Source organism: Rhizobium sp. Leaf306, assembly GCF_001423425.1.
In the GTDB taxonomy this organism is placed as follows: Bacteria; Pseudomonadota; Alphaproteobacteria; order Rhizobiales; family Rhizobiaceae; genus Neorhizobium; species Neorhizobium soli.
Map to the genome: position 1 here is coordinate 679,625 of NZ_LMNX01000003.1, position 15,381 is coordinate 695,005.

The 15,381-nt window shown below is 59.7% G+C and carries 15 protein-coding genes; 6 read left to right on the plus strand and 9 right to left on the minus strand.

Features of this window, described 5'->3' with window-relative positions; all coding sequences use genetic code 11:
• Nucleotides 1–7: 7 nt before the first annotated feature.
• From ASG19_RS16510 to ASG19_RS16525, 4 genes are all read right to left on the minus strand, one after another.
• A complete protein-coding gene (locus ASG19_RS16510; RefSeq protein ID WP_062459730.1) occupies nt 8–895 on the minus strand; it encodes a branched-chain amino acid ABC transporter permease in 888 nt (295 codons plus the stop codon).
• Nucleotides 896–992: 97 nt separating this feature from the next.
• Nucleotides 993–1,697 (minus strand): ABC transporter ATP-binding protein, encoded by a 705-nt coding sequence (locus tag ASG19_RS16515; RefSeq protein WP_062459733.1) that lies wholly within the window; start codon nt 1,695–1,697, stop codon nt 993–995.
• Nucleotides 1,697–2,479 carry an ABC transporter ATP-binding protein gene (locus ASG19_RS16520; protein ID WP_062459736.1) on the minus strand — a complete coding sequence of 261 codons (783 nt, stop codon included), beginning with the start codon at nt 2,477–2,479 and terminating at the stop codon, nt 1,697–1,699. Before ASG19_RS16520 ends, ASG19_RS16515 begins: the two co-directional genes overlap by 1 nt.
• Before the next feature lie 3 nt (nt 2,480–2,482).
• Nucleotides 2,483–3,697: an ABC transporter substrate-binding protein gene (locus ASG19_RS16525; protein WP_062459739.1), complete on the minus strand. Its 1,215-nt coding sequence runs from the start codon at nt 3,695–3,697 to the stop codon at nt 2,483–2,485.
• A gap of 212 nt (nt 3,698–3,909) precedes the next feature.
• Here ASG19_RS16525 and ASG19_RS16530 point away from each other — a divergent pair, with 212 nt between their 5' ends.
• Nucleotides 3,910–4,830 carry a LysR family transcriptional regulator gene (locus tag ASG19_RS16530; protein WP_062459742.1) on the plus strand — a complete coding sequence of 307 codons (921 nt, stop codon included), beginning with the start codon at nt 3,910–3,912 and terminating at the stop codon, nt 4,828–4,830.
• A gap of 77 nt (nt 4,831–4,907) precedes the next feature.
• Here the strand turns inward: ASG19_RS16530 and ASG19_RS16535 are convergent, their stop codons facing one another.
• The gene (locus ASG19_RS16535) at nt 4,908–7,187 is read right to left on the minus strand and encodes an FdhF/YdeP family oxidoreductase (protein WP_062459745.1); all 2,280 of its coding nucleotides are present in this window, start codon (nt 7,185–7,187) and stop codon (nt 4,908–4,910) included.
• Between the two features lie 298 nt (nt 7,188–7,485).
• Between ASG19_RS16535 and ASG19_RS16540 the strand changes: the two genes are divergently transcribed.
• The 4 genes from ASG19_RS16540 (at nt 7,486) to ASG19_RS16555 (ending at nt 11,298) form a co-directional block, all read left to right on the plus strand.
• Complete coding sequence (locus ASG19_RS16540) at nt 7,486–8,382, plus strand: ABC transporter substrate-binding protein (RefSeq protein ID WP_244476222.1); 897 nt, start codon at nt 7,486–7,488, stop codon at nt 8,380–8,382.
• 68 nt (nt 8,383–8,450) lie between these two features.
• On the plus strand, nt 8,451–9,617 hold the full coding sequence (locus tag ASG19_RS16545) for an ABC transporter permease (protein ID WP_062459751.1): 1,167 nt from the start codon (nt 8,451–8,453) through the stop codon (nt 9,615–9,617).
• Nucleotides 9,614–10,552 (plus strand): ABC transporter ATP-binding protein, encoded by a 939-nt coding sequence (locus ASG19_RS16550; protein WP_062459754.1) that lies wholly within the window; start codon nt 9,614–9,616, stop codon nt 10,550–10,552. Before ASG19_RS16545 ends, ASG19_RS16550 begins: the two co-directional genes overlap by 4 nt.
• Complete coding sequence (locus ASG19_RS16555; RefSeq protein WP_062459757.1) at nt 10,549–11,298, plus strand: ABC transporter permease; 750 nt, start codon at nt 10,549–10,551, stop codon at nt 11,296–11,298. Before ASG19_RS16550 ends, ASG19_RS16555 begins: the two co-directional genes overlap by 4 nt.
• Before the next feature lie 33 nt (nt 11,299–11,331).
• On the opposite strand, the gene ASG19_RS16560 is transcribed toward ASG19_RS16555, so the two are convergent.
• From ASG19_RS16560 to proV, 4 genes are all read right to left on the minus strand, one after another.
• Nucleotides 11,332–11,592, minus strand: a complete 261-nt coding sequence (locus ASG19_RS16560) for a helix-turn-helix transcriptional regulator (protein WP_062459760.1) — start codon at nt 11,590–11,592, stop codon at nt 11,332–11,334.
• 78 nt (nt 11,593–11,670) lie between these two features.
• A complete protein-coding gene (locus ASG19_RS16565; RefSeq protein WP_062459763.1) occupies nt 11,671–12,543 on the minus strand; it encodes a glycine betaine ABC transporter substrate-binding protein in 873 nt (290 codons plus the stop codon).
• Between the two features lie 67 nt (nt 12,544–12,610).
• Nucleotides 12,611–13,501, minus strand: coding sequence for a proline/glycine betaine ABC transporter permease (locus tag ASG19_RS16570; RefSeq protein ID WP_062459766.1), 891 nt, complete (start codon nt 13,499–13,501; stop codon nt 12,611–12,613).
• Nucleotides 13,502–13,589: 88 nt separating this feature from the next.
• The gene (gene proV, locus ASG19_RS16575; RefSeq protein WP_062459769.1) at nt 13,590–14,822 is read right to left on the minus strand and encodes a glycine betaine/L-proline ABC transporter ATP-binding protein ProV; all 1,233 of its coding nucleotides are present in this window, start codon (nt 14,820–14,822) and stop codon (nt 13,590–13,592) included.
• Nucleotides 14,823–15,089: 267 nt separating this feature from the next.
• Here proV and ASG19_RS24640 point away from each other — a divergent pair, with 267 nt between their 5' ends.
• Nucleotides 15,090–15,224, plus strand: a complete 135-nt coding sequence (locus tag ASG19_RS24640; protein WP_280136954.1) for a hypothetical protein — start codon at nt 15,090–15,092, stop codon at nt 15,222–15,224.
• The last annotated feature ends 157 nt before the right edge of the window (nt 15,225–15,381 follow it).

A 15,381-nucleotide genomic window follows, 5' to 3' on the forward strand; every position in this document is an offset into this window, starting at 1 on the left:
TCCTTCCCTAAACATCCCGGCCGAAAAGACCGGCTGGCCGCAGAAGCAGCACGATCGCCATGATCACGAAGATCACGATGCTCGATGCTTCCGGATAAAACACTTTCGTCAGGCCCTCGGCGATTCCGAGCATGTAGCCGGTCAGGATCGCACCCATGATCGATCCCATGCCGCCGACGACGACGACCGCAAAGACCACGATGATGATGTTGGACCCCATCAGCGGCGAGACCTGGTAGATCGGCGCCGCCAGAACGCCGGCAAAGGCGGCAAGGCCCGCGCCGAGCCCGTAGGTCAGTGTCAAAAGCACCGGCACGTTGACGCCAAACGCCTGCACCAGGATCGGGTTTTCCGTGGCTGCCCGCAAATAGGCGCCGAGCTTGGTCTTTTCGATCAAAAGCCAGGTGCCGATACAGGCGACCAGGGAGACGACCACCACCCAGCCGCGATAGATGGGTAGGAACATGAAGCCGAGATTGGTGCCGCCGGCAAGCTGCGTCGGAACCGAATAGGGCTGGCCCGACGAACCGTAGAGATACCGGAACGTGCCCTCGATGGTGAGCGCCAATCCGAAGGTGAAGAGCAGGCCGTAGAGGTGGTCCAGTTTGTAAAGCCGTGACAGCAGGAAGCGTTCGGTAATTGCTCCGAACAGGCCGACGACGAGAGGTGCGAGAACGAGCGCGAACCAGTAGTTGATGCCGAAATACTGCAGCATCAGCATGGCAACGAAAGCGCCGAGCATATACTGCGCGCCGTGGGCAAAGTTGATGACCCGCAGCAGCCCGAAAATGACAGCGAGGCCGAGGCTTAAGAGTGCGTAGAAAGAGCCGTTGATCAGGCCGATCAGGAGCTGTCCGAGGAAAGCCTGGAGCGGAATGCCGAAAATCATGGTCATGGTGCGGCGCTCCTGGCGTCGTCTGATTTTACCGAAACTGGACGCGAGCGCGTTGCCAGGTCGTCCGTGCGGTGATCCGTTTGCATTGCGACCATGCTCAAACCCCCAGAACCTTGTGCAGCATGTCCATCCTCTCGGGCAGTTCGCCGACGGGAAAATTTGCCACCATTTTTCCGTGATCCATCAGGTAGAACCGGTCAGCGACGCGGCTTGCGAAGCGAAAATTTTGCTCGACCATCAGCACCGTCATGCCGCGGTCTTTGAGCGTCTTCAGGACTTCGCCGATGCGCTGCACGATGACAGGCGCAAGCCCTTCGGTCGGCTCGTCGAGGATGAGCAGTTTTACCCCGGTGCGCAGGATACGGGCGATCGCCAGCATCTGCTGTTCGCCACCGGAGAGCTTCGTGCCCGGGCTGGAGCGGCGTTCGTGAAGGTTCGGGAATAGCTCGTAGATCTCGCTGAGTGGCATTCCCCCTTGCGCAACGACCGGCGGCAGCATGAGGTTTTCCTCGACGGTCAGCGTCGAGAAGATACCACGCTCCTCAGGCACAAAGCCGAGACCCGCATGGGCGGTTCTGTGCAATGGAACCCGCGACATGTCCTGGCCGGAAAAGAGGATCTCGCCGCGGCGTTCGCGGATGATGCCCATGATCGTGCGCAGCGTCGTGGTCTTGCCGACGCCGTTGCGACCGAGAATGGTGATGGTTTCGCCCTCATGCACCGTCATGTCGACGCCGTGCAGGACGTGGCTTTCACCATACCAGGCATTTAGATTGGAAACCTGAAGCAGGGGTTGCGCCATCATGCTTCCTCCGTGCCCATGTAAGCCGTGCGGACGCGCGGATCCTGGCTGACCGTCGCGTAATCGCCCTCGGCCAGAATTTCGCCACGCTGCAGTACTGTGACGTGGTGGCAGATATCTGCAACGACGGAAAGATTGTGCTCCACCATCAGCACCGCGCGGGTTTTCGCCACTTCGCGGATGATGGCGGACACGGTACCGATATCCTCCTGGCCCATGCCGGCCATCGGCTCGTCGAGCAGCAGCACTTTGGGATCGAGTGCCAAAGTCGTGGCAATCTCCAGTACCCGCTTGCGACCGTAGGAAAGGTCGGCAGCCAGCGCGTTGCGCTCGCGTTTCAGCCCCACAGTCTCGATCAGCTCGTCGGCGCGGGCATCCAGCCGGTCGAGCGAGGAGAGCGGCAGCCAGAACTGCGTCGACAACCCGCTCGGACGCTGCAATGCGACGCGGACATTGTCACGCACTGTCAGATGCGGAAACACGGCTGAGATCTGGAAGGAGCGGACCAGCCCCATGCGCGCCACCTTGTCCGGCGGCAGTTTCGTGATGTCGGCGCCGAGCAGCGTGATCGAACCGGCGGTCGGCTGCAAAAACTTGGTGAGCAGATTGAACACCGTCGTCTTGCCGGCGCCATTCGGACCGATCAGCGCATGGACACTGGCGTCGTGAACATCGAGATCGACATTCTTGACGGCTGCGAATGCTCCAAAGCTCTTCGACAGGCCACGGGCGGACAAGACCACCCGTGGCTGCTCGTTAGTCGAGATCGATGCGACTGCCATCGCTCACTTCACCAGCTCGCAACCGGCCTTGGCCGGGTCGAGATAGGCCTCCTTGCCGGGAATGGTGGCAAGCACGTTGTAATAGTCCCACGGTTCCTTGCTTTCATCAGGCTTCTTCACCTGCAAAAGGTACATGTCGTGGATCATTCGGCCGTTTGCGCCAACCGTACCGCCGCGAGCGAAGAAGTCGTCGACCGGCATTTCATGCAGCGCTTTGGAAACCGCGTCGCTTTCGTCCGTACCGGCCTTCTGCACGGCTTTGAGATACTGCGTCACGGCAGAATAGGTGCCCGCATGAACCATGTTCGGCATCTTGTTGGTCCGGGCAAAAAACTTCTTGGCAAACTCGCGGCTCTTGTCGTCGAGGTTCCAGTAATAACCTTCCGTCAGCGTCAGGCCTTGTGCTGCCTCAAGTCCGAGCCCGTGCACTTCGGCCAGCGTGAACAGGAGCGCTGCCAATTTCTGACCGCCTTGGACAATACCGAACTCGGCCGCCTGCTTGATCGAGTTGGCCGTGTCGAGACCGGCGTTGGCAAGCCCGATCACCTTCGCGCCTGATGACTGCGCCTGCAGCAGGAAGGATGAGAAATCCTGGCTCGACAGGGGATGCCGCACCGAACCGACGACCGTGCCGCCATTGGCCTTCACGTAGTCACTGGTCTGCTGCTCGAGGGAATAGCCGAATGCATAGTCCGCGGTCAGGAAAAACCAGCTGTCACCGCCCTGCTTGACCATCGCACCGCCTGTGCCGACCGCAAGCGCGTGGGTATCATATGCCCAGTGAAAGCCGTAGGGCGTGCAGGACTTGCCCGTGAGATCAGTGGTCGCCGCACCGGTGTTGATGGTGATCTTCTTCTTGTCCTTGGACAGCGCCTGGACCGCGAGACCGACCGACGACGTTGTCAGGTCCATGATCGTATCGACCTGCTGGGTATCGTACCACTGGCGGGCGATGTTGGAGGCGATGTCGGGCTTGTTCTGATGGTCGGCGTCGATGACCTCGATCGGCACATCCAGAACCTTGCCGCCAAAATCCTCGACCGCCATCTTTGCAGCCTCAACGGACGACTTGCCGCCGAAATCGGAATACACGCCGGACTGGTCGTTCAGGATACCGATCCTGACCTTGCCGTCGGATGCCGTTTGGGAAAATGCAGTGCTGCTGGCGAGCAATACGGCCAGCGGTGTAACAACGGACGCCACAAACGTCTTTCGCATAAGGTCTCCTCCCAGAGATAACAGCGCGCGAATCTGTTCAAATTTGGCGGGCCACCCTCCTCAAAGCAGCCCCTCCTGTGGGTATGGTCGAGTAAAACGAACGTTGACGCAAGGAGGAGCGCGCTATTAATTGCAAACAGCCTCTGTTCAATTTTGAACAGACACGTGACAGCGTTTGAACAAATAGGAAAATTGGAGCGCTAACCGCCGACATGACAGCCAGCCCGAACTTCACCTGGGACGACCTTCAATATTTCCTGGCCGTCGCCCGAACCGGGCAGCTTTCCGTCGCGGCCCGGCAATTGCGCACCAGCCATGCCACCGTATCTCGCCGCATCGACCGACTGGAATTCAGTCTCCGGATCAAGCTTTTCGAGCGCAATCCGCGCGGTTATGTCCTAACCGGAATTGGACAACGCTTCATCGAAGCGGCGGAACGCATGGAGGCGGAAGCGGACCGGTTGCAGATGGATATCTTCTCGGGGAGCGCTGCTCACCAGGGCGTGGTCCGTCTTAGTGCTCCGGAAGGAATTGCGAACTTCTTCCTCGCGCATCAGATCGGTGATTTCACCGTCCAGCATCCCAATCTCTCGCTCGAGCTGGTGACGATCCAGCAGATCATGTCCTTGTCGCGCAAGGAGGCCGACATTGCCATCTCGCTCGATCCGCCGAAGGGCGGACCCTACGAAATCGAGAAGATCACCGACTATCGGCTGAACATCTACGGCGCAAAATCCTACCTGTCCGAGCGACCGGAGATTAAAAGCCGCGACGACCTGCTGCTACACCCGTTCATCGGCTACATCCAGGATATGATCTTTGCGCCGGGACTGGACTATCTTGGCGACGTCCATCCGGGAATCCGGCCGCGGTTTCAGAGCTCAAGCATCTCGGCGCAACTGACGGCGACGCTTCAGGGTCAGGGTCTCTGCATCCTGCCGCATTTCATTGCGCGCCGTCAGCCGGATCTCGAGCTGGTGCTGCCCCGCGAGGTGCAGTTGACCCGGCACTACTACCTGGTCCGTCACCGCGACATGAGCCGCATTCCCCGTGTACGTTCCGTCGCCGACTACCTTTTGGCGGTCGTGCAGAACAATCGAGATGCGTTTCTTGGCGAAATTGAAAGCGCCTAAGCAGAACGAAGTGTGCCCGCCAAACCGGGTTTACCTGGCGTGGCGGGCACTGTACCGGACGGTACTCGCTTTCGGAATCAGTGGCTGACGATTTTTACCGGGATTGCCTTGGACGCCGGCGTCTTGGACATCTCGTCGTGATGGTCGATTGCGTTCAGCACATTGCATTCGGGATAGTACCCGCCGATCGTGCCGCGCGGAAGCTTGTGCGCTCTGACCGTCAGCCCGCTGAGTTCGCGGTGTTTGCCGTCTTCGAAGTCACTGACGAGCGATACGACCTGACCTTCCCGAAGTCCTGCTGCAGCGATGTCTTCCGGACACATGAGAAGCACGTCTCGCGTACCCTCGATGCCGCGGAATCGATCCGAATAGCCATAGATCGTTGTGTTAAACTGGTCGTTGGATCGCATCGTGATCAGCCGGAACCGACCAGGCGCATCCTCGAACGACAACGCGTTGAGCTGATGCGGCGTTGTAAAGACCGCTTTCTTTTCCTCAGTATTCCACTTCCGTTCGTGTGCATCATTGCCGCGATAAAAGCCGCCGGGCTCGAACATGCGCTGGTTGTAATGCTTGAAGTCGTCGGGGTAGGTTGCCTCGATGAGATTGCGAACGAGGCTGTAGTCCCGCGTCCATTCGTCCCATTTCAGCTTCGGGTTATGGTCGAGGGTTGCCTTGGCGATGCCGGTCACGATCGCAAGTTCGCTCTGGAGTTGCTTGGATGCCGGCGTCCGCTTTCCGATCGAACCGGAAATGTGGGAGAAGCTGTCTTCCGTCGTGACGGACTGATTTCCGGTCGCCTGCATGTCGATCTCGGTTCTGCTGAGACATGGCAAGATCCAGGCCTCCTTGCCCGGAAACAGATGGCTGCGGTTGAGCTTGGTCGAGACCATGACCGTCAGCTCCTGCTCGGCCCAGACCCGCTCCATATCGACCTGATCCGGCACGGCGCGAAGCAGATTGCCGCCGAGTGAGATTGTGGCGCGGATGGTTCCCGCCATCATGCCTTTGACCGCATCGACGATGTGCGTTCCGTCCTCGGTCGGAGGATCGAAATCGAACAGTTCCTTCAGTTTGTCCATCGGGATGAGCTTGGTCTTTTCGGCGATGCCGACGGTCCGCTGGCCCTGAACGTTCGAGTGGCCACGCACCGGACAGCAACCAGCGCCCTCACGGCCGATATTGCCGCGCAGGAGGAGAAGGTTGACTAGCATCGCGATGTTAAGGCCGCCCTGCGAGTGCTGGGTCAGTCCCATTCCGTAGACGCCGACGACGCGCTTGGCGGCAATATAAGTCGCGCCTGCCTCGCGCAGATCAGCCTCCGTGAGCCCGCTTTCGCGCACAATGTCCGACCAAGGCGTATCGCGCACGCATTCGATGAACTTGTCGAAGCCCGTCGTATGCTCGGCGATGAAATCGACATCGAGAACGCGCGCCCGGCCAGCGGCAACCGCTGCATCATCGGCCTCGACGACGGTCTTACAGAGACCCAGCATGGCAGCGACGTCACCACCGGCCTGCACCTGCAGATACTGATCAGATATCTTGGTCTCGTTGCCCGTGACCATGTCGAGCGGATTTTGCGGGTTCACGAACGACACGAGACCCTGCTCGATGACAGGGTTGAATGTGACGATCTTCGCGCCGCGCTTTTTGGCTTCCTGCAGCGGATGCAGGAAACGTGGACTGTTGGTGCCCGGGTTCTGGCCGAAGAAGAAGAAGGCGTCGGTCTTTTCCAAATCTTCCCAGACGATGGTACCGACCGGAGAGCCGATGACCTTGGTGAGGCCGACGGACGTCGTCTCGTGGCACATGTTCGAGCTCTGCGGCAGGTTGTTGTTGCCATAAGCGCGTGCCAGCAAGGCATAGAGGTAGGATGCTTCCAGTCCGGCATGGCCGGACGAATAGAAGACTACGCTCTTCTTCTCCAGGCGCTTTAGCGTTGCGCCGATCTTCTGGAAAGCCTCGTTCCAGGTGGCTTCCACGTATTGTCCGGTCGCGTGATCGAAGCGGAGAGGATGGGTCAGGCGACCTGTCATCTCCAGATCGTGGTCTTTCCAGCCCTTCAGCTCCTCCACCGTGTGCTTCTTGAAGAAATCAGGTCCGCAACGGGAGTTGGTCAGGTCCCACATGGTGGCCTTGGCACCATTCTCGCAAAACTCGAAAGGGTGATAGTTTTTGGGCTTTGGCCAGGCGCACGAGACGCACATGAATCCGCCCGGCTTGTTTTGGCGAGACAACGTTTCGAGAAACGCTGGTGGAGGCGAACTCTCGCCGTAGATCCGGAAAATCGACTTTACCGAGCCCCAACCACCTGCAGGGCCTTTGCCTTCAGGATTGCTGATGTTGTCTGCCATGGGTGGGCCTCCGAAATGTTCGCTGAAAGGGATGCTAGGGGCGGCATCGACATAACTCGAAGAAGGCGCGATCGTTCCTCCCGCCGGGCAGTCGTTTCCGAGCTGCTGTCGGATCCGGAGACGGCATACGGCCTCGGTTTCAGGACGAGGCATACCGCAAATGACCGACGTGACGTTGCTCCACTATTCTTCTTGAACCGGCGGCATATATAGGCGTTTGCGTCCGGACGATTGCGGTTGGGCGCGCGAGGCAAGACTAGTTGTAAACAGGGAGATACCGGCCGTGCACCTGCCCAAGATCGTGATCGGAACCATATTCGCCATTGCCGCATCTGCGGCCACGGCATCGGCGCAAGTCGTCGTATCATCAAAGATCGATACCGAGGGCGGCGTCCTCGGCAACATCATTTTGTCCATCCTGAACGCAAACGACATCAAGACGACGGATCGCGTTCAGCTCGGCGCCACACCTGTCGTGCGCAAGGCGATTACCGCTGGCGAAATCGACATCTATCCGGAATATACCGGCAATGCGGCGTTCTTCTTCGAAAAAGCCGAAGACCCGGCCTGGAAGGATGCGGCAAAGGCCTATACTGAGGCCAAGAAGCTGGATTACGATGCAAACAAGATTGTCTGGCTGACCCCGTCTCCGGCAAACAACACCTGGGCGGTCGCCATCCGCAAGGAAGTCGCGAACGAAGGCAAGATCAAGACCTTTAGCGAATTCGGCTCGTATGTTGCTGGCGGCGGTAAGGTCGTTTTGGCTGCCTCCTCGGAATTCGTCAATTCGGCTGCAGCTCTTCCGGCCTTCCAGAAGACCTACGGCTTCACGCTGAAGTCCGACCAGCTGATCACGCTGTCCGGCGGCGACACCGCTGCCACGATCGCGGCAGCTGCAAACCAGACCAACGGGGCCAATGCGGCGATGGTCTACGGCACGGACGGTGGCATTGCGCCATCAGGTCTCGTCGTTCTGGAAGACGACAAGGGCGTCCAGCCGGTCTACCAGCCGGCTCCGATCATCCGTGAAGCGGTTCTGAAGGAGCATCCGCAGATCGAAACGCTTCTGAAGCCGGTCTTCGAAAAGCTCGATCTTGTGACGCTCCAGGAGTTGAACGGTCGCGTGCAGCTCGGTGGCGAACCGCCGAAGGCCGTTGCCGAAGCCTTTCTTAAGAAGAACGGCTTTCTGAAGTAACACTGTCTGCTTGATGCGTTCCTCCCGAAAGGGAGGGATGCATCATCCGGGGGCCAAGGAGGATCGGATTGAAGCTTCGCCTCGATAAGCTGGGTGTCGTCGTGGCGCTGCTGGCGGTCTACGCTGCCTTCTTCGCGCCCCTCATGATTTTCCGTCCCAACCGGATCGTGCCGGGGCAGGGGAAGTCTCTCTGGGAATCCCTGCCGCCATCCACGTCGATCTCCTTCGTCGTCGTTATCAGCGTCGCGATCCTCATCACACTCTTCAAAACACCTCTTTATCTGAGGCTGTCGGCTGCGGCGGCCGTTCTCGCGGGACTGGCCATCTCCGTCGGTTCCGCCGCGTCGTTTCTGACGCCGGACGGCAATACCTATGCTCGTGTTTCGCCGGCCTCCGGTGCCTGGCTGTTGATGCTTGCCTTCGCTCTGCTCGCCGCCGATGCGATCGCCAGACTGCGGCCAACACCCGTCGTTCGGATCGCCTTGCTGGCGGTCAGCCTAGCGGGCATCGCGCTCGTCCTGTCTTCGGGTCTCTGGGACGGACTTTCCATCATCAGGGAATATGCGGGCCGCGCCGACGTCTTCTGGCAGGAAGCGGGAAAACATGTGACATTGGCGATCGGATCGCTGATTGCAGCCGCCGTCGTCGGTCTTCCCCTCGGCGTTCTTGCCCACCGAGTCACGTCCTTGCGTGCCGGCATTCTCAACACGCTGAACTTCGTCCAGACGATCCCGTCGATTGCCCTGTTCGGCATTCTCATCGCGCCGCTCGGCTGGATCGCCATCAACGTGCCGGGTGCGGCCGCGATCGGCATACGCGGCATTGGCGCTGCACCCGCGTTCGTGGCGCTGTTCCTCTACTCCCTGTTGCCTGTTGTCGCCAACACCGTCGTGGGACTCGAAGGCGTGCCCCGGGAAGCAAACGAGGCGGCCCGCGGAGTCGGCATGACCGGGCGCCAACGCCTGTTCGGCATCGAACTGCCGCTCGCCATGCCCGTCATCCTGACCGGTATCCGCATCGTTCTGGTTCAGAATATCGGGCTTGCGACCATTGCGGCCCTGATCGGCGGCGGCGGGTTCGGCGTCTTCGTCTTCCAGGGCGTCGGCCAGACGGCAATGGATCTTGTGCTCCTGGGCGCCGTACCCACCGTCGTGCTCGCCTTCACCGCAGCCACCGTATTGGACGCACTCGTCGAACTGAACGCCCCTGTTGGCACTCGAGGCAAAGCCGCATGATCGAAATCGAGACCCTCACCAAGCGTTACGGCGACAATACGGTTGTCGACACAGTGACTATGACGATCCAACCGCGCACGGTAACGGTCATTGTCGGAACGTCCGGCTCCGGCAAGACCACGCTTCTGCGGATGATCAACCGGCTCGTGGAACCGACCTCCGGAACCATCAAGCTCGACGGCGTCGACAATCGCGACCTGCCGGGGTTCGAACTGCGGCGCAGGATCGGCTACGCGATCCAGGGACACGGGCTTTTTCCGCATCGAACCGTCGCGCAGAATATCGCCACTGTTCCGGGTCTGCTTGGCTGGGACCGGCCCCGCATTGACGCCAAAGTAAAAGAGCTGCTCGAACTCTTCCAGCTCGACCCCGCCGATTTCGCGTCGCGTTTTCCGCATGAACTCTCCGGCGGGCAGCAACAGCGCGTCGGCGTGGCACGCGCACTTGCGGCTGAACCCAACGTGCTCCTGATGGATGAGCCGTTCGGCGCTCTCGACCCGATCATTCGCGCCAAGGCGCAGCAGGACCTTATCAGCATTCAAAAAGTGCTCGGCACGACCATCGTTCTCGTCACGCACGATATGGACGAGGCCTTTCATCTGGCGGACCGGATTGCGGTGATGGACAAGGGCAAGGTCGTTCAATACGGCGCGCCCGTCGAGCTGGTTCGACAGCCTGCGACCCCGTTCGTCGAGACCCTGATCGGTGATACGGAGCGGCCGTTCCGGCTCCTGTCGATGCAGACTATCGGTGAGGCCGTCGAGCCCAATCAAGCGACAGGGGAACCACTGTCCGAAGACATGAGCCAGCGAGAAGCGCTATCAAAGCTTTTGTGGACGGGACAGCAGGCATTGCCTGTTCGCGCATCCGATGGGCGGATCATCGGCTCTGTTTCGGTCGAAGGACTTTCGAAGCGCGCGGCGGGTCTGGCATGAGAGCGTGGCTTCCTCTCATGCTGCGGGCGTTACTGCTCGTTCTTCTGCTGACGTTCCTGCTGATGCCCGAATCGTTCGATCCCATCCTGCGCCCGCTGGTTCAGCAGAATGCGCCCGCGATCTACAATCAGGGAAGTCTTCTGACACTCACGCTTCTGCATCTGAGGACGGTCGCCATCGCCACGACAGCAGCGATTCTTGTGGCTGTTCCCATGGCAATTCTCGTGACGCGGCCGATCGGCGCCGAGTTTTTGCCGCTCTCGCGGGGCCTCGTGAATATCGGGCAAACCTTCCCGCCAGTAGCGGTGCTGGCGCTCGCGGTTCCAACGCTGGGGTTTGGTGAAAAACCGACGCTGGTCGCGCTCTTTCTCTACGGTTTGCTGCCGATTTTCGAAAACACACTGACGGGGCTGACGACCCTTCCGCCGTCTGTCATGGAGGCGGCGCGCGGGACAGGCATGACCGGGTTGCAGCGGCTGTTCAAGGTCGAGCTGCCGCTCGCCACACCCGTCATCCTCGCCGGTATCCGTCTGTCGGTCGTGATCAGTCTCGCCACGGCCACGATCGGTTCGACCGTTGCCGCAAAAACCCTTGGCGAAGTCATCATCGCCGGCCTGCAGGCCAACAACCTCGCCTTTATCCTGCAAGGCGGCCTGATCGTCGGCGCTCTTGCGATCCTCATCTACGACACGCTGTCCGCCGTCGAGCGGGTTGCAGCTCGTCGTACGGGCCTGAACGTGCGGTAATTCCGCTTCTGGTAGAGCTTCAACGCTGACAGTCTAGCTGTCCCACTTCGGCCCGACACCGCGGCCGGTAATCAACCAGCCGAGGCTTACCTGCAGGGAGCGTGCGACGATCTCGAGATCGGTTGCGATCGGTGCGTCACGGTCGTTCTCCCAGGCCTCCCAGACACTCCGGTCAACACCGGACATGTGGGCAGCATCATCTACCGAAAGATCAGTCGCATCGCGTGCCAGCGAGATACGCCCGCCGAGCGTATCGCCGGTAGCCTGGTCGAGATCCGTTCCGTCAATAAACATCGTCTGCTCCTAACAACTGGACGCTGGCATCAAGTAGCAAAAGGGCTCCGCGGATACCCGCGAAGCCCGAGGCCTATGTCAGCCGTCTTCTCCAACCCAGGCCTTGACCTGATCCGGATGGTCCTTGATGTATTTTGCGACCGCTTCGTCGTAGGACGTCTCCTGCGCGGTAAACATCCCCGCTTCGAGATCAGCGATCGGCAGCTTCATGCGCGAGAGGAAGCCGGCAACCTTCGGATTTTCGGTCTTGAAATCCTTGCGGGCAAGGACGTCGACGTGTTCTGCTTCACCCAGCGACTTCTTGGGGTCGGTCAGGTAACGAAGCTTGTACTTGCCGAACATCCAATGGGGGCTCCAGGACGTGGCGACGAACCACTTTTCGCTGCGCATGGCGCGATCGACAGTCGTCAGCATGCCCGCCTCACTGGAGATCTGCAGCTTGTAGTCGTCGAGACCGTAATCCTTAACGGCCTTTTCTGACAACCGTGTCAGACCTGCGCCCGGATCGATGCCCTGCACGATGCCGGAAAGCTTCTTCTGCACTTCAGGCTTCTTCAGATCCTCGATCGAAGCGATCTCGCTTTCCGGGATATAGGCCGGAACGACCCAGCCCAGCTTTGCGCCGTCATAGACGGTACCGAGCGTTTCGACCTTGTCCTTCACCTTCTCGTAGTAGTCCGCATGGGTCTGCGGCAGCCAGGCCATCATCATCGCGTCGAGATCGCCGCGGCTGACACCCTGGTACAGCGGAGCGACATCGGACTGTACCAGCTCGACTTCCGTGCCGAGTTCATCCTTGATGAGCTTGGCGGCGAGCTTGGTGACAAATTCAGCATCGGACCAAGCGGACCAGCCGATCTTTACCGGCTTGGCGTCCTGCGCCATCGTTGCGGTCACAGATCCACCGATGAGGGTGGCGGCGAGCCCGAGGGTTGCGAGGGTCTTGAACATGTAGTCTCCTTTTTGGGAGGTTTGCAATTGCGGGTTCATCACCCGCACGGTTCGGCGAAGGACTGGATCAGGCGGTTGCCGTCACCATATCCTCACGCTCGTTTCTCTTGAAAAGCGCGCGCCAGAGGGCGTTCGGCTTTCTGGATTTCTGGCCGAGGCTCTGGGTGATCCGGTCGAGAATGACGGCCAGGATGACGACGGCAAGACCGCCCTCGAAACCCGTGCCCACATCCAGGCGCTGGATACCGGTCAGGACCGTGTTGCCGAGCCCGCCGGCGCCGATCATCGAAGCGATGACGACCATCGACAGCGACAGCATGATCGTCTGGTTGATACCGGCCATGATCGAGGGCAGGGCATTGGGAAGCTGGATCTTGAACAGAAGCTGCGTCGAGGTGCAGCCAAACGCGTTGCCTGCCTCGATGAACTCGTGATGTACCTGGCGAATGCCAAGATTGGTCAGTCGCACGACAGGCGGCATTGCAAAGATCACCGTGGCGATGGCACCCGGTACCGCTCCAAGCCCGAAGAACATCGCTGCCGGAATGAGGTAGACGAACGCCGGCATGGTCTGCATCAGATCGAGGATGGGCCGGACGATGGCTGCGACACTATCCTTGCGCGCCATGGCAATGCCGAGCGGCAGGCCGATGATCATCGCCATCAGCGTCGACGCGATCACCAAGGAAAGCGTCTCCATCATGGCGCTCCAAAGACCCATGTGGTCCACCAGCCAAAGTGCGATGCCGGTCAGCAGGCCGAAGCCGAGGCCGACCCGCCAGAGGGATAGCGCGACAAAGATGGCAATGCCGACGGGCATCGGGAGCGCAAGCAGCGCATCCTGGATCGTCCCGGTTACAAAGCCGATCGCCGACGCGATCAGATCGAGAAAGGGGGAGAAGTTGTCGAGGATGTAGTTGACGGCTGTATCGATACCGTCGCCGATGTTGAAATTCATGTCTGTCTCCGGTTTCTGGCCGGCTACAGCGCCGCCTGCATCATGGGCCGGCAGGGCGCTGCAACAATTCTAAGGTCGTGAATGGAAATCAGCTGGCGCGGTCGAGCGTTTCAAGCAGCGTCGTTTTGCTGATCGATCCGAGATAGCGCTTGGCGTCATCGATGACGGGGACCGGCCAGGCGCTGGCGGCGACCGTGCCGAGAACGTTCGACAGCGGTTCGTCGGCTGCGATTGTCTCGATCCCGGTGAGAAACGCTCCGCGGTAGGGATCATCCGCCTTGGCGCGCAGCTTTTCGACAAGCGATGTCTGGCTGACCATTCCCTGGTAGGTCTTGTCGCGACCAAGAATGATCGCGTATTCGCGGTCGAAGTGCTTCATGCGTTCGAGTGCGGCGGCGGCCGATACACCCTGACGGTCGATGATCGTGACCTGGGTCTTGCGGGCAACATCGCCGGCCTTGAAGACATGGCTGACATCAACATTGCGGAAGAAGGAGCGGACGTAATCATTGGCCGGGCTCATGACGATTTCGTCCGGCGTACCGACCTGAATGACGCTGCCGTTCTGCATGATGCAAATACGGTCGCCGATCCGCATGGCTTCGTCGAGATCGTGGCTGACGAAGACGATCGTGCGGCTTTGTTCGGACTGAAGACGGACCAACTCGTCCTGCATCTCGGTCCGGATGAGCGGGTCAAGTGCCGAGAAGGCTTCGTCCATGAGAAGAATGGTCGGTTCACTGGCCAAAGCACGGGCAAGGCCGACGCGCTGCTTCATGCCGCCGGACAGCTGATCCGGAAGGCTGTCCTCGTAACCGTCGAGGCCCACGGCCTTCAAAGCAACGAGAGCCTTCTGCCGACGCTCGGCTTCGTTGACGCCTGCGACCTCGAGACCGAAGGAAGCGTTGTTGAGCACGGTACGGTTGGGCAGAAGCGCGAAGGACTGGAACACCATGCTGATATCGCGGCGCCGCAGATCGATCAGTTCCTTGCGCGACATCTGGGTGATGTCACGCCCGTCGATTTTTATCGCACCGGATGTCGGCTCGATGAGCCTGTTCAGTAGACGAAGGAGGGTGGATTTTCCGGAGCCGGACAGGCCCATGATCACGAAAATCTCGCCAGCTTTGATCTCGAAGCTCGCGTCGTTGACACCGACGGAGCAACCGGTCGCTGAATGGATTTCGGATTTTGTCTTGCCGGCGCGGATCATGTCCAAGGCCTTGTCAGGCCGCTCGCCGAAGATTTTGTAGACGTTGTTTAGACTGATCTTGGTCGGTGTCGCTTCGAGCGGCGCGTCATTTTCAGTTGCATAAGCCATTAAAAATTTGGCCCGGGCTCGGTAGCGCGGGCATTCTCCTAGACAGTCGGATCTACTCTACGGCGGAAGCATAGGCTTTCCGGCCAAAGGTCGTCCGTGTATTTTATTTGGGCGATATAGCCATCGCCGGCGAAGAACCAATCCGATCAGCGTATCGCGAGGATTGTATCAAGTCAGACGTCACGCACTAAAAGCGCGCTTCAGACGCACATTCGTTATGCGCATCTGCAGCCCGTCCATGACCTGTTTGTAGAGCGGGAGATGTGGATGTCCATCAAAAAATCCAATTTGCATGGGCCGGAAAACCTCCCGAAGTGGGCTCATCCATCGCAGATCCACTGCATCAACGAGCATCTCGCCCTATCGAACCCGGATTTCAGACAGGCCATCACGAAACCGTGAAACAATGAAAATCCTGCTCTAGCCCAAATTGCGAACGGCCAGACTTGTGAGCCAGTGACCTAGACTGCGCCGCGCAATCGTCCCAACAAGCCGATTTCCGGACCGTTACACAGCCAACGCAACTCCCCGCAGTCGCTCTGAGAAACACTCGCGTTGC

What these genes read in the sequence shown, in the direction of transcription:
- ASG19_RS16510 (WP_062459730.1), bottom strand. Translation starts at nt 895, where the DNA reads ATGACCATGATTTTCGGCATTCCGCTCCAGGCTTTCCTCGGACAGCTC.
- ASG19_RS16515 (WP_062459733.1), bottom strand. Translation starts at nt 1,697, where the DNA reads ATGGCGCAACCCCTGCTTCAGGTTTCCAATCTAAATGCCTGGTATGGT.
- ASG19_RS16520 (WP_062459736.1), bottom strand. Translation starts at nt 2,479, where the DNA reads ATGGCAGTCGCATCGATCTCGACTAACGAGCAGCCACGGGTGGTCTTG.
- ASG19_RS16525 (WP_062459739.1), bottom strand. Translation starts at nt 3,697, where the DNA reads ATGCGAAAGACGTTTGTGGCGTCCGTTGTTACACCGCTGGCCGTATTG.
- ASG19_RS16530 (WP_062459742.1), top strand. Translation starts at nt 3,910, where the DNA reads ATGACAGCCAGCCCGAACTTCACCTGGGACGACCTTCAATATTTCCTG.
- ASG19_RS16535 (WP_062459745.1), bottom strand. Translation starts at nt 7,187, where the DNA reads ATGGCAGACAACATCAGCAATCCTGAAGGCAAAGGCCCTGCAGGTGGT.
- ASG19_RS16550 (WP_062459754.1), top strand. Translation starts at nt 9,614, where the DNA reads ATGATCGAAATCGAGACCCTCACCAAGCGTTACGGCGACAATACGGTT.
- ASG19_RS16555 (WP_062459757.1), top strand. Translation starts at nt 10,549, where the DNA reads ATGAGAGCGTGGCTTCCTCTCATGCTGCGGGCGTTACTGCTCGTTCTT.
- ASG19_RS16560 (WP_062459760.1), bottom strand. Translation starts at nt 11,592, where the DNA reads ATGTTTATTGACGGAACGGATCTCGACCAGGCTACCGGCGATACGCTC.
- ASG19_RS16565 (WP_062459763.1), bottom strand. Translation starts at nt 12,543, where the DNA reads ATGTTCAAGACCCTCGCAACCCTCGGGCTCGCCGCCACCCTCATCGGT.
- ASG19_RS16570 (WP_062459766.1), bottom strand. Translation starts at nt 13,501, where the DNA reads ATGAATTTCAACATCGGCGACGGTATCGATACAGCCGTCAACTACATC.
- proV (WP_062459769.1), bottom strand. Translation starts at nt 14,822, where the DNA reads ATGGCTTATGCAACTGAAAATGACGCGCCGCTCGAAGCGACACCGACC.
- ASG19_RS24640 (WP_280136954.1), top strand. Translation starts at nt 15,090, where the DNA reads ATGTCCATCAAAAAATCCAATTTGCATGGGCCGGAAAACCTCCCGAAG.